The organism is Loigolactobacillus bifermentans DSM 20003, from assembly GCF_001434575.1.
Lineage (GTDB): Bacteria > Bacillota > Bacilli > Lactobacillales > Lactobacillaceae > Loigolactobacillus > Loigolactobacillus bifermentans.
In genome coordinates, this window is sequence record NZ_AZDA01000121.1 from 1 (window position 1) to 13,559 (window position 13,559).

A 13,559-nucleotide genomic window follows, 5' to 3' on the forward strand; every position below is an offset into this window, starting at 1 on the left:
CATAATGTTACCTTGATCATGCTGATCAATTTGAGTGGTATAGCCTGGTATTTTTTGGGCCTCTTTGACCACATACTTAATTTGTTTACCATTTTGTTTGGCAGCTAAGTCCTTCCAAGTATACGTCCAATCCGTGGCTTCACTTAAAATAACTGGTGCCCCAGATTTCTTACCATTAGCGTATAGCTGTACTTTAATGCTCTTTGGACGTAACCCATCTTGATCAGCCTGATCATTCCAATGCTTCGTCACGGTCACACCTGTTTTCATCGGCGTGTAATGGTTGATCACATCATGATTCTTAACTTGAGTTGTGTAATCTTTTACCGTCGCTTCAGTAATGGTGTACACGATTTTTTTACCATTCTGATACATCGGTAAATTTTTGAAGTGATAACGCCAATGATCGGCAGCTGTCACTTGTTGCTGGGCAACTTGCTGGCCGTTAGCTAATAAGTTGATTGTTACCGCCTTTGGTCGCAATCCATCTTGATTCTGATTATCATCCCATTTTTTAGTCCCACTAACTTTAGTCACACTTGGTTGGTGGGTATTCGTGATCATCATATTACCTTGGTTTTCAGCAACAACTTTGGTGGTATAGCCCGGTACCTTTTGGACTTCCTTAACAACATATTTAATAGATTGGCCTTGCTTTTTTAAGGCTAATCCCGTCCAGGTATAGGTCCAATTCGTAGCTTCGCTTAAACTAACTGGCGCACCGGATTTTTTGCCATTGGCATAGAGTTGTACTTTAAGTTGGTTCGGACGTAAGCCATCCTGATCATGTTGGTCAACCCAATGTTTCGTCACTGTAACGCTGGTTTGTTCCGGTGTGTAACTATTTTTAATATTACTACCGTTAATTTCTGTTGAATAATCAGTAACTTTATTTTCCGTTACTGTATAATTTATTTTCTGACCATTTTGGAATTTAGGTAAATTCGTAAAGTGATACTGCCAATGCTGCTCTGCTGTCACCTGCTGACTCTGAACTAGTTTACCATCAGCTAACAAATTAACCGTAATCGTACTTGGACGGATTCCGTCTTGATCGTTATGATCGTTCCACGTCTTAGTACCTTGTACACGAGTTGTTTCTGGTGTATGTCGATTCGTTAAATTAAGCCCAGTTACTTGCGTCGTATACCCCGTTACTTTTGCTTCTTGAATCGTATAAACAATTTTCTGACCTGATTGATCATACAGGGACTGGTGCTTAAATTCGTACTGCCAATTATTGGCGGCAGTAACGGTTTGCTGCGCAACACGTTTACCATTGGCCAACAAATAAACAGTCACTTGATTAGGCCGTAAGCCGTCTTGATCATCGTGATCATCCCAGGTCTTTTTCCCCGTAATCGTTGTGACGGCCTCATTGTCGAGCTTGATAGCTGTGTTCAATGAATCGTCGTCTGTATCACTTACCGTCACTGTTTTACCAGCCGCAAGTTCTGGTGAGATCTGATAACCTGCCGGTGCTTCGGTTTCAATAATTTTATACTGGCCAAGCGTTAGGTTCTTAAATTTTAATTGCCCCTGCTCATCAGTCGGTTGATCTTGCAATACTGCGTTGCCTAAATTGCCATTCGCCTGCACACGATAAAGTGAGAATTTTGCATTTTGTAAAGCCTTGTGGGTCACGGCATCTTGTTTCGTTAGCGTAATGCTGCCCATGAGTCCTTCGGCACTTCCACCTGCGTTCGGGGCAGTCAACGTTACTGTTTTATTCGTTTGTGAGCCACTAATTTTATTTCCAGAAATCGTCACAGTATTACTAGGCTGAATATTTTGACCAGGCAATGTCCCTGCGGGAATCAAAATGGTGGCGTCATACGTAATATTAATTTCCTGATCAACAATGTCATTAAACGTCAGCGTGAAACCTTGTTCACCAGCAGCTAGCTTATATTGTGATTCAGGCAGGAGATTTCCTTTTTGATCCGTAATTTTAAAGGAACTTGGATCGACCCGTAAAATGCTTGTATCATCTGGTTTATCTGCAATCACAACATCTTTCAGTTTCAGTTTATGCGTTCCAGAATTCGTGGCTGTATCAGGATTCACCTTCACAGTATAGGTTACTTTTTTACCATTTTGTTGTGCATCTTTCTGCAAAAGATCACTAGTAGAATTGTAACTGACCCGCGCTGTTAAATTGGCTGTTTGATTATCATCATCTGAATACTTGGCAGTATTTGTGACATCTAAATTAGGTAACGTGCTATCTTGATTTGAATCAATATCAGTTGTCAAAACAATTTGATAATCGGCCTGACTGCCTTTTTCAAAACCGGTAAACGTAAGCTGCCGTGTTTTTGCATTGTAGGTTGCTGTCAGATGATCGACCGATTTTTCGTTTTGCGTCACCTGGTAGTCTTTTTCCGGAACCGTTTGATCACCTTCGGCATTGGCATCGATGCCCGCTAACGAGATGCCCTGCGGTAACGTGTCAACTAGCTTGCCATCGGCACCAAAAGTCGACTTTTGATCATCATTTAGCTTGATCGTCCAATCAACTGTTCGCTGTAACGGATTGATTGCACCACTTTTAGAACCCTTCATTGTTGCCCGGGCCCCAGGCGTAATATTGATTGTCGTCCGATCTGAATAATCAAAGCCATTAGTCTCGTACGTATAAGTTGCAGTATTGGCTTGCTGCTCCCCACGCTTAGACGCATCGTAATTCGTGGTGTATTTAATGATAAAAGTATCCGTCGTACCGTCTTTCACGGCCTTGTCAAGGTTAAGCGTAAATTTCGTAAAAGGCGCTTCTCCATCAGTTGTGATGGTATAGTCATTTGGATCCACCACTGTTTCCTTACCTGAAGCAGCCCCTTTACTCAGTCGATAAACTTTAATCCCCTTGATTTGCGTCTGATCCATGGACAACCCAGCCTGTTTATCAGTGTCCATTTCATCGACAACAGTTGCTTTGTTGATTGTGGCATTATTTTTATTCACCGTAATTTGGTAATCGGCCGTATGGTTGGCTGTATCGATTTTGGTGTTTTGCTTAACAACGCCACTCGTTTTATCGATTTTACCAGTTGTGCTATGCTGGCCATTCCAACTGATCGTATTATTATAAACGGCATTCGGTTGTTGACCCGTTGCTTTGGTATAATAGGTCAGCTTAAATTCTGTTTGATCAGCGGCTTCATCCAAAGTAAAGGTATAATTGCTTTGACTACCTGAAGCAACTATTTTAGGACCAGTACTTTTAACGGCATCACTAATATCTGTTAAGGCCTGACCGGAGGCATCTGTTAGCACTTGATCATTATCCATTTTATCCGTAAAGGCTGTGCCCTTTGGAAGCGCCATGCCTGAACGGTTAACAGTGATCGTCCACTTAATGACACCATTTGTTGCCATTGTTCCTTCTTTTTTAAAGTTAACATTATAGCCAAAATGAGTCGAGGCACTGGCATTGACAGCAGCTTCCCCTGGTTGGATCAATTGTGCGGTATTTTTTATGGCAATCGAATCCGCATTAGCGTCCGTATCAACTTTTGTGAAATCAACTTGGGTATCAAATTGTAATTCGTAATACTTTTGATGATCTGCGCTATCTTTTAATTTAAAGCTGACTTTTCCGGATTGCTGATCAACCGTAAAAACATCCTTAAAAGCCACTGTCTTTTCATTGTGTAAAGAACCGTCCGCATAGACATCGTAGGCTTTTAGCACTTCATTACCAGTGTAGGTGACACCGGCTGGTAATGTATCAGTGATCGTCGTCCCATCTTTTAAAGTCGAAGTGGTTTTATTAATACCTAATGACCAAGTAATGACCGCTTTATTATTTTTAATATCAGTATCTGGTGTCTGATCCACCACTTTTTTACTGAGGCTTACCTGGTCCGATGCAACGATATCGGGAACTGTGACATTATTGGAATCGACAAAAGGAATATCCAGTCCTGGATTAGTGCCATCATCACGCATCGTCACTTTACCAGAAACAAATAAGGTCCCTTTGATTTTAGAGTGCTTCTGAACATTGTCAGTAAACGTAATTTTAGCACTGCCATCCGAATTGATTTCAAAGTGGCCGAAAACTGTGCCTTGTGAATCGGATAAATCACCTGTTAGCTGTTGATCTATTTTCATCCCCTTTGGCAACGTAAATGAGAATGTATCGCCAGCATTGATCTGATCCCGAATACTTTCTGGAATTGCCCATTCATATTGGAGCAAAACGTCATCACCAACATGCACCTCTTTAATGGTGTTGCCTGCTTTGTCTGTGATTTTGGCGCTTGTGAAAATGGTTTGGTTCCCTTCAGCGTCTTTTGGTAAGAGATCATTGATCGATTTTGATTCAGTAGGTGCACGTGGTTGAGCCGTTGTCTTAGTCGCTTCGCTGGACTTTGCATCGGTAGCGCTACTCTGACTATTGGTAGCGCTTGTGCTATTTGTATTGTCGGTTGCAGTTTGTTCTTCCTCAGCGGCTTTAGTTTTTGCATTCGTATTAGATTTTGTCATTGTGCTTTGCGTTGACGCTGTCGTATTATTACCATCGGCCGCAAACGCTGATACTGGTGTAATCATGACAGAGACCAGCATGACCAGCAATGCAAAATAAGTATTAAACTTTTTCAATGTCTTCCTCCTTAAATTCAAACGTTGTGAGCGATTGTTTATTTATAGCTACGCCAATTTTTCATTAAGCGAAATCGCTAGCAATCGGTAACAAATAGGGTTTTCCAAAATAATAACCTTGCACAACATCCGGTCGAAAAAGTTGAATCAGCGCAAGATCATCGAATGTTTCAAGCCCTTCTAACACAAACAATTTATGTTGCTGTTGCGCTCTTTCACGCCAAATGCCAATCTGCGTTTTCAGTTCTGTTAGCTGCACTAATTGCCGTATATTTTGTAATGCAAATTTATACTCAAATACAAATGGCGCTAACTGTTGGACCAACTCATATTGATTGGCACCAGTCCCTATATCGTCTAAACAGAGATACATGCCTGCCTGTTGATACGCCTTAGCCATTGTCACTATTTCAGAAGACTCACATGCCGTTTTATCAATAGCCTGCTGTTCTGTTAATTCAATTTGCAGCTTAATTGGTGTTTTTGGCTGTAAGGCTGTCAATAATTCGAAATAATTTAAATCGACAAACTGTTCTTGATTCAAATTAATCGAAATTGAATTTAGACCTCGAGGTAATGTTTTCAGAGTATCGGTCAATAATGTTATTATTTTCTTTGGTGTAAATTTGTTGAAATTTTCTGGTAAAAACCAAGTACTATCACGTGTCTCTCGTTTACGAATAAATAGTTCATAACCAGTCAGCTTTGCGTTTATAATCGAATATTTTGGTTGTGCAAAAAATCGAATCAAAGTTGCCATCTCCAATTTTTATTGAATAAAAACCACACAAAAAAGCCGTCTCATAACTGTTCAGTTATGAGACGGCTTCAAATTAAAGATAAAAATGACCCGTTTTATATTGTTTTAATTTATTTTATAGTGAAATTTAACCTAAATCATAAGAAACCATTTAGGAATAACACATATTTATAACAAAACCAGAAATCACATTGTAAGTGCTTCATTAACAATGTAATTGTACAATTATCTCACAACTTAACAGTTATGAGACCGATATCACCTACCATCAATAAATTAACATCACGCTACCATTATAAAAAATAGTAAAAAGTGTATCATGACAGTCTTCTAAAAACGCATCAATCTCCGTAAACTAACCATAAAAATACACATTGTAACCATTTTTGGAACATTCAGCTTCGATAAAATAAGATGGTTACTTACTTATTTTCTAATCATTCTTAATTTCAACGAAAATCAATCAACAAGCCCTAGCATTAAGACCGACATTTTTAACCAATTTCTTCAAACTTGATACTTTAATACTACTCAGTTTTCAAGTGAAATACAATCTCTTTTTTTACAATTATTATAATATATACAACTGATTTTTGAGTGTTCCTTTTTAAAGAGATACAACACCATCAACTTATTAAAGATAGAAATAATAGCTGATCACAATTTTAACACGACCTGACGTGTCTTATCATAAATGGCCCCCCGTCTAAACCTTAAAGTGGACTTTAAGGCAAGGCCAAAAATAAAAAAGTTATTCAGTTGACGTGCTTCACGTGAAAGCATACGCTTACGAAGTACATTTCATTTGTAAAGGAGCGTTTCAAAAAATGACAACTAAAACTTGGTTGATTACCGGTACTTCCACTGGTTTCGGCCGCGAACTGGCCACACTATTGGCCCAAAAAGATGGCGTCAACTTAGTGGCCACTGCACGCCACACGGAACAGTTAGCCTATTTAGATCAATACGACCACGGCCAAATTCAAAAACTGACCCTGGATGTTACGGACCGTGATCAAATTCAAGCGGCCGTTAAAGCCGCCACTGCAAAGTTCAGTACCATTGACGTACTGGTTAACAACGCCGGCCTTGGCTACTTTGGTACCTTTGAAGAAAGTGACCGGGATGCAGTTCGTTACATGTTTGACGTGAACGTGTGGGGCTTAGTGGACATGACCCGTGCGGTTTTACCAGCCATGCGCCAACAAAAATCTGGCGTCATCGTCAACTTCTCATCGATTGGCGGTTTGTTCTCCTTCCCAACTATTTCCTTCTACCATGGCACCAAGTATGCCGTTGAAGGCATCAGTGAATCCTTGGCCAAAGAAGTGGGCGACCTTGGTATTAAGATCATGCTTATCGAGCCAAGTGGTTTCCGCACAGACTGGGCTGGCCGTTCTTCCCAAAAGAAATTCCCAGAAATTGACGACTACGCGCAATTTAAAGATTCCATTCAGTGGAATGTGAATACAGCTCATCATGAAAATGGCGATCCCCAGCGGGCGGCTGAAATCATTTATGACCAAGTTACCAACCATACGGCTAACTTGCCATTACGGCTTCCACTAGGTCAATTTGCTACTGATACGGCGATTGATAAATACCGCAAGACGTTGAAAGAATTTGAAGCTTTACATGATTTATCAGCTTCAGCCGACCGGCCAGAGGCCTAAAAAAATCCATATCGCAAGTTGAGTGCTTGCGGTATGGATTTTTTTAGCGGGTTGGTAATTTTTTGATTACTTTTGCCGGGACACCACCGACTAGCATATTATCAGGGACATCTTTAGTCACCACAGCTCCAGCGGCAATCACCACGTTGTTCCCAATGGTGACGCCAGGGGTAATTGTCACCTTACCACCGATCCAAACATCATTGCCAATGACAACCGGACTACCTTTGCCTAAATGATCTCGCCGGCCTTGTGGGGTCAAGGGATGGTTCACAGTGTAAATGTCCACGTTTGGCCCGATCATCACATTGTCACCAATCGTAACTGGCGCAATGTCTAAAATCGTTAAATTGTAATTGCTGAGAAAATGATCCCCAACATGAATATTCTGTCCATTATCACAATTAAAGGTACTTTGCATGGATAGAGCCACACCAGCCGATCCCAAAATTTCCCGGGCTTTGGCCACCTGTTGAGCGGGTTGCGTTGCTGGAATGGCATTAAATTCCTGGCACAATTGTGCAGCGCGCGTTTTACGTGCTACAACCGCTGGGTCATCAAAGTGATACCACTCACCTTGTTCTAATTTATCTAGTTCACTCATTACGTCTGCTTCCTTTCCTGTTTAGTCTAACACGACCAGCAAAAAACGACTTCACACCCTACTTTTAGATGTGAAGTCGTTCTTTTAATTGGCATCATCGCCGCAACGTTGATGAATATAGCAGCGCTTACCAGCCTTAAATTGATTGGGGCTCAAATTAAAGGAAAAGCAACACTGATGTTTGATTTTTAAAAGCTCATTGGGATTACCATGATATTCATCGAGCCATTGATATTCATGACCGTCTGCTGCTTGCGCCAATACTTCTGTCAAATAATCTTGTTCTGCTGCCATGTGCGTCCCCACCTTTCTATCCAACTATGAAAGCACCTTCAGTTTACACGATAACCTGCTTGATGAAAAGAAAATAACCCGACAATTTATGACCGTGGCCATAAAATCACCACGGCCCCCACCAAACAGATCAATGCGCCTAGCACATCTAACCGATCTGGTACTTTATGATCGATGCCCCAGCCCCACAGCAAACTTAGCACAATAAACACGCCACCATAGGCCGCGTAAACTTTTGAGAAATCCGGAAAGTGTTGCAACGTAGCTACGATGCCGTAAAGAAACAGAACCAGCCCACCGATTAAGCCAATGATGACGCTCCGTCCTTCCCGTAACCATTGCCAAACCAAATAGCCACCGCCGATTTCACAAATACCGGCTAATATGAAAAATAGACTTGCTCTCAGCATTCGTTTACCTTCTTCATAGAATCAACACTCAAAATCAAAATGTCATTATCCGCCCAAACCCACAAAACCTGCAGAAAATAATCAGAAACCTGCAGAAAAAAATAATGATTAAAATGGTAATCTACCTATATTCTATCTAAAATAGGATCAGGAAACTAGGTTGAATCGATTTACTAAGCGCCTACACAAAAATCCCGCTAAACCCTTATCCAGGTCTAACGGGACTTTCGCCTAAAACTGTTTATGTCATCAATTACGTATGACCGATTTTAAAAAGCGACTTCGCTATCATCTGAGCCGGTTTCGATCAGATTTTTATTACTCGTTAATGCAAACTGCACCATATTTTTAACAGCAGTTGTGGTATAAAAGGCAATATGTGGGGTGACTAAAACGTTATCCCGCAGCATTAAATCCTTTAAACGGGCGTCTGGAATGGCATCGAAACTGCCAAAGTCGGTATTAAATACCCCAACTTCATCTTCATAAGTATCAATGGCGGCGCCAGCAATCTTACCGCTATCCAGCCCTTTAATCAGTGCATCTGTATCGATCAATGCACCTCTGGCAGCGTTGACTAAGAAGACGCCGTCTTTCATTTTTGCAATTGATTCATCGTTGATCATGCGATCATTATCTTTAGTGGCAGGTGCATGTAAGGTGATCACATCTGCTTGGGCATATAACTCATCCAAGGTATCCACGTACATGCCTTCCGCTTCCAAAGTGGGGTTGCGGAACACATCATAGGCAATCACTTTGGCCCCAAAACCTTTATAAATTTGAATCGCAGCACGACCGATCCGGCCGGTTGCCACAACCCCAACGGTCATTTGGTTTAATTCCAAAGCAATATCAGGCGCCCATTTCAAATTCCCAGCGGCTTGCTTTTTGTCGAAAATATTCGTATACCGCAACAAACGCATGAGTTGGGTCACACTTAATTCCGCAATTGCGGCTGGTGAATAAGCTGGGACATTGGTGACTTTAAACCCATTGCGCTTAATGGCGTCCGCATCAATGTTGTCCACCCCAACATTACGAAGGGACAAGGCAGTAATGCCATAACTGGCTAATTTGTCTAAAACTGCGGCAGTATAAGGCTTTTGCTGATACACAACTGCCCCGTCATACCCTTTGGCTTGTTCAACGGTGTCTTCATCTAATAATGCACTGACAATCTTGACTTCAACATTTTGACTTTCTGACCACTGCGCGACATAGGGACGTTCATCATCACGAATACCATAAGCAACTATCTTCATAACTTACCTCCGTGCCTTTGCTTTGCCTGCCTAACTTCACTTGTCAAAAGTTCTCCTCAACAGTACGTTAACATCCAGACGGAAAGCTCGGTGCCCCCGACTCATGTCATCTCCAAGCCTAATTGAAAATGAGATTCGTCATCAGCTAGAACCAATCCATACATTAGTTAAACCTAATTACACTATGAGTGTGTCTATCATAGCATGTAAGCGCTTTATTATCAATAACTTTTGTGACATTTTGAAGTGAAATGTAAGTGAGCTACAAATTGTGAATACAAGTAGCCCTTTCATTTTGCCCCTCATAAAAGCTGGTTGCGCAATTGAATTATAATAATTCAATAATAAAATTACTATACCAATTGATAGACAGCTTTTAAAAATCAACCCATCCACAGAAATAAATGCTTTTCATTAAGCGACTTTCATTTTGAGAAACAGCTTAGAAATAAGCAACCAATTCTGATTTAACATCAACAGAATGACCTCAGAAAGCCGAATCATGTTTGTCTTATTCAGGACGGATCGAAAAAAGCCTCCCACCTTAAAATAGCAGAAGGCAATCATTTTATTCCGATAAAATGCGATATAACATATCGCGGCCTTTATCCAGTGCTTCATTTTGGTAATGGTTGGCCCGAATCCGAATCGGATCACCACCGTGATAATACTCATACATCAATTGACGTTGCCCAAAAGCCTCACCCGTTACATCCCAGCCTAAGTTCAACAACTTCGCCCGGAAAGTGGCATCCATTAAATGACTCCCCATGGTTGCCTCTAAAGTGGTTCCTAATTCGCCGTCGAAATCGCGAAAATCAGGAACGCTCATCATCGAACCTGCTCCTAATAACTGAATCGTTTTAATGGCTTTTTCGTACATTTTCGGCAACTGCGCGCGAATGGCCAAAATGGCCTGCATATTAGGGCCAAATACCCCGGCATCATCCAACTCACCTGAAACTTCTGCATTTAAAAGGGCGCCGCGAATCAACTCTAAGTTGGCCGTTAAATCGCCAAGCGATTCCTGAACATTTAAGAAATGGTCCACCCCAAGCCGTTCCGCAATTTCAATGGCCAACGTGGTGACAAATTCCAATTTGATGACGCCACGCGCCTGATCTTGATGGGAGGTGTGGTCAAATAACCCACTGTCCATAAAGAATTTGTTCGACTGTACCACATCCTGGAACACATAAACTTGTTCCCAAGGCACAAATACCTGGTCGAAGACGATATAAGCGTCGATTTCATCAAATGCATTGGAGAGTGGGTAATCATCCCGACTGTACCCCGGCCGATTAAACGGCTTGCGGCAAATGATCTTCAACCCGTCTGCATTGTTTCGCAGTGAAAAGGCCAGCGCATAGGCTTCATCCCCAGGTGACAAAGTTGGGGTGTTGAAAATCAACAGTTCATCTGACAACGGCGCCAAGGTGTTCACCATTTTTGCCCCCGAAACATAAATACCTTGCGCGGTGACTTTTGTCGCTTGCACCCCAGTGGCGCCACGCTTCACATCATGCAGTTCCTGCGCCCGATCAATTTGCGGATTCTGTAAGGCATGGGACACAAATACATCGTCTTGCTGAATATGCTGACAATAAGCCTTGGCATTTGCCGCAAAATCGGTGTACTGGCCTTGCCCTAAAAAATCAGTGTGTGCCGCAAAAGCCGGAATACCAGCATTAATGAAATCCGGTGTCCGCCCTAACATGCCGTAAGACAGTTCCGCAATGTCCTGATAAACTTGCCGCTTAGCTGCCAAGTCAGCTGCCGACCGTGGCGTTTTAAACACGGTATCAGCTTGTTTGCCAGCCGCATCCGTAAACAAATGCGTTTCTGGCCGTTCTTCCTGTAACCGATAGTAACCATTCACATACGTCAACGTATCCCGAAACAACTGAACGGTGGAAGGCTGTTGCACCCGTTCACCGTTCAAATAAATCGTACGTCCATCATCTAAACTTGCCAATTCAATCATTTCGATCCATCCCCTTCGATGTCGTTAGCGCTTTCTGCCAGTATACCGCATGTTTCAAGCGCTGACCAATCTGACTTCTAAGGTAAATTTAAGCGAAAAATCACAAGCCAAGGTTAACTGATACTGGCCTTTCAATTTAATGAAATTAGCCTACGCACTGCCTATACCAATGAAAAATATTTTGTGCGTGTTCAGTGGCTTTCCAGGCGGCTCAATCAGTTCAAAGTTTCATTATGGATAAATACACGCGCTAATAACATATTTTATATGAAATTTAATCTTGTTCACGATTACGTTTGCATGGCTTTTAAAATATAACTATTTTTAACTTCATTAAAAGCGTTTGCCTGACGCAAACTCTTGATGATTTGTAATTGTTACCATTCGAATTCGTCGCTCTACATCTATTTTAGAATAGACAACCAATAAGTCTGCTAAAACATGAAATTCACGGTAGCCACGCCATGGTTCATGTTCCAGTACATGATCATCATACATGGCTGGTAACTGCCCCTCGACTGCCAATAATTCAACCGCATCAAGAATTGCTTCACGAGCATCTTTTGTATCCTGAACCGACAAATTAAACAACGTCGTCAAATGATCCATACGTTTTATAAATGTTTTTTCAAGTCTGATATCATAGCTCATCGTTATCCCCATCGCTGCCGTAATGCTTGAAAATTAGTTACCTGCTCACCAGTGTCAGCTAACAAGCTTTGCTCTTCCGCTTTCGCAATTAGCATTGCATTTTCTACAGCTTCCGGTAGTTGTGGCGTCTCCTTTGCATTCACCGGATAGCTAAATCCCTTATCGCGATTAAACTTTGCGATAAACATTTTAAGCGCCGCCGCAGGGGTTAGACCAATAGCTTTTGCATTTTTTTCAAATTCGCGTTTCTCTTTTTCATCAAGGCGAAAACCAATTTGTGATAAGGCCATAATGACCACCTCCTGTATTTATTATGCAGCATTATTTAAGCAATTGGCTAGTAAATTGCTAGTATTTAAAAGCTATTTACTATTCTTTTCATTAACAATTCACGACTTAACGATTGACACAACTACAAAGACACTACAATCTTGGAACAAACAAAAAGGCCGCAAGTCATTTGAACTTGCGGCCTGAATCGTCCTTCAAACCCTAATTGGTGATCACATGCTGAAACTGAATGGTATGATCCGCCAGACTAGCATGAAACAACCCTTTCACGCTGGTTTTGGCGTCAACCATGACCACGGTGTAATCCTCACCGCCGGTTTCGCAATGCGCAATGCTGGCATATTCCCCACGAAAACCATTTTTCCGAAATAAACTGACTAATTTCATTGTTTCTGCTGGTGTGACTGTTGCGAGATTCCCCAAAATAATGTCCCCTCTATTTCTCATTCAATAACACGTCTTTTCCAGTGCTATCCCTATCGATTTTACCGCAATTCAAAATGAAATGTAACGGCTTTCTCATTGTGTATTTTAAAACCAAAATCGACCTGTTATACTGAATTAAAATGGGTTATGTCATCGCTGAACTGGAGGAGGTTCACCGTGAAAATCAAGCGCTATTGGCCAACACTGTTACTTGTGATCATCTGGGTAGCAGGCTTCCCCTACTGCCTCAATTAAACCCCTATGCTGTTCTGGTATTCGATATCGTCCTGCTGATTATTGTCATAATTGGTGCCCTTTGGAGTCGGCGGCGGTTGCGCGGTGAGCTGCGTGAATTATGGGCCTTAGCGGCGCAATTAGGTTACACCACCCAGCAAGTCCGGGCCATTGCTGAAACCGCCTATCCGCAATTCAAATATGGCCTGATCGACTGGGACCAATCCCGTGGCGCAACCCCGCAATTTTTTCCCAGTCGGCGGGTGTTAGTCATTTTAAAACAGCGTTTGGCAACCACCCTTGAAACAAACAACCTTTGAATCCTAACCTGATATGTTAGCGTTGCTTGCGGCTTTGCT

The 13,559-nt window shown here is 41.8% G+C and carries 12 protein-coding genes; 2 read left to right on the forward strand and 10 right to left on the reverse strand.

Annotated features, from left to right (window positions below; translation table 11 throughout):
• Window positions 1-4,608, reverse strand: a 4,608-nt coding sequence (locus tag FC07_RS12760; protein ID WP_057905475.1) for a Cna B-type domain-containing protein, incomplete at its 3' end; no start/stop codon positions are given.
• A 64-nt stretch (window positions 4,609-4,672) separates the two neighbouring features.
• A complete protein-coding gene (locus tag FC07_RS12765) occupies window positions 4,673-5,368 on the reverse strand; it encodes an EAL domain-containing protein (RefSeq protein WP_083483320.1) in 696 nt (231 codons plus the stop codon).
• A gap of 827 nt (window positions 5,369-6,195) precedes the next feature.
• On the opposite strand from FC07_RS12765, the gene FC07_RS12770 reads away from it, so the two are divergent.
• On the forward strand, window positions 6,196-7,041 hold the full coding sequence (locus FC07_RS12770) for an oxidoreductase (RefSeq protein WP_057905477.1): 846 nt from the start codon (window positions 6,196-6,198) through the stop codon (window positions 7,039-7,041).
• A gap of 43 nt (window positions 7,042-7,084) precedes the next feature.
• Here the strand turns inward: FC07_RS12770 and FC07_RS12775 are convergent, their stop codons facing one another.
• From FC07_RS12775 to FC07_RS12815, 8 genes are all read right to left on the reverse strand, one after another.
• On the reverse strand, window positions 7,085-7,645 hold the full coding sequence (locus FC07_RS12775; RefSeq protein WP_057905478.1) for a sugar O-acetyltransferase: 561 nt from the start codon (window positions 7,643-7,645) through the stop codon (window positions 7,085-7,087).
• Between the two features lie 84 nt (window positions 7,646-7,729).
• Window positions 7,730-7,939, reverse strand: a complete 210-nt coding sequence (locus FC07_RS12780) for a hypothetical protein (protein ID WP_057905479.1) — start codon at window positions 7,937-7,939, stop codon at window positions 7,730-7,732.
• An 86-nt stretch (window positions 7,940-8,025) separates the two neighbouring features.
• Window positions 8,026-8,349 (reverse strand): YnfA family protein, encoded by a 324-nt coding sequence (locus FC07_RS12785; protein ID WP_057905480.1) that lies wholly within the window; start codon window positions 8,347-8,349, stop codon window positions 8,026-8,028.
• A gap of 269 nt (window positions 8,350-8,618) precedes the next feature.
• Window positions 8,619-9,614, reverse strand: a complete 996-nt coding sequence (locus FC07_RS12790; protein WP_057905481.1) for a D-2-hydroxyacid dehydrogenase — start codon at window positions 9,612-9,614, stop codon at window positions 8,619-8,621.
• 568 nt (window positions 9,615-10,182) lie between these two features.
• Window positions 10,183-11,598: a 4-hydroxyphenylacetate 3-hydroxylase N-terminal domain-containing protein gene (locus tag FC07_RS12795; protein ID WP_057905482.1), complete on the reverse strand. Its 1,416-nt coding sequence runs from the start codon at window positions 11,596-11,598 to the stop codon at window positions 10,183-10,185.
• 333 nt (window positions 11,599-11,931) lie between these two features.
• Window positions 11,932-12,249, reverse strand: a complete 318-nt coding sequence (locus FC07_RS12800; protein ID WP_057905483.1) for a type II toxin-antitoxin system mRNA interferase toxin, RelE/StbE family — start codon at window positions 12,247-12,249, stop codon at window positions 11,932-11,934.
• A gap of 2 nt (window positions 12,250-12,251) precedes the next feature.
• Complete coding sequence (locus FC07_RS12805) at window positions 12,252-12,539, reverse strand: type II toxin-antitoxin system RelB/DinJ family antitoxin (RefSeq protein ID WP_057905484.1); 288 nt, start codon at window positions 12,537-12,539, stop codon at window positions 12,252-12,254.
• 202 nt (window positions 12,540-12,741) lie between these two features.
• Complete coding sequence (locus tag FC07_RS12815; RefSeq protein ID WP_057905486.1) at window positions 12,742-12,963, reverse strand: hypothetical protein; 222 nt, start codon at window positions 12,961-12,963, stop codon at window positions 12,742-12,744.
• A gap of 143 nt (window positions 12,964-13,106) precedes the next feature.
• Here FC07_RS12815 and FC07_RS15930 point away from each other — a divergent pair, with 143 nt between their 5' ends.
• On the forward strand, window positions 13,107-13,520 hold the full coding sequence (locus FC07_RS15930; RefSeq protein WP_155797799.1) for a hypothetical protein: 414 nt from the start codon (window positions 13,107-13,109) through the stop codon (window positions 13,518-13,520).
• The last annotated feature ends 39 nt before the right edge of the window (window positions 13,521-13,559 follow it).

Bases quoted from the DNA above. Each gene is read 5' to 3' on its own strand.
- FC07_RS12785 (WP_057905480.1), bottom strand. From the start codon at position 8,349: ATGCTGAGAGCAAGTCTATTTTTCATATTAGCCGGTATTTGTGAAATC.
- FC07_RS12770 (WP_057905477.1), top strand. From the start codon at position 6,196: ATGACAACTAAAACTTGGTTGATTACCGGTACTTCCACTGGTTTCGGC.
- FC07_RS12795 (WP_057905482.1), bottom strand. From the start codon at position 11,598: ATGATTGAATTGGCAAGTTTAGATGATGGACGTACGATTTATTTGAAC.
- FC07_RS15930 (WP_155797799.1), top strand. From the start codon at position 13,107: ATGGGTTATGTCATCGCTGAACTGGAGGAGGTTCACCGTGAAAATCAA.
- FC07_RS12780 (WP_057905479.1), bottom strand. From the start codon at position 7,939: ATGGCAGCAGAACAAGATTATTTGACAGAAGTATTGGCGCAAGCAGCA.
- FC07_RS12800 (WP_057905483.1), bottom strand. From the start codon at position 12,249: ATGAGCTATGATATCAGACTTGAAAAAACATTTATAAAACGTATGGAT.
- FC07_RS12775 (WP_057905478.1), bottom strand. From the start codon at position 7,645: ATGAGTGAACTAGATAAATTAGAACAAGGTGAGTGGTATCACTTTGAT.
- FC07_RS12805 (WP_057905484.1), bottom strand. From the start codon at position 12,539: ATGGCCTTATCACAAATTGGTTTTCGCCTTGATGAAAAAGAGAAACGC.
- FC07_RS12790 (WP_057905481.1), bottom strand. From the start codon at position 9,614: ATGAAGATAGTTGCTTATGGTATTCGTGATGATGAACGTCCCTATGTC.
- FC07_RS12765 (WP_083483320.1), bottom strand. From the start codon at position 5,368: ATGGCAACTTTGATTCGATTTTTTGCACAACCAAAATATTCGATTATA.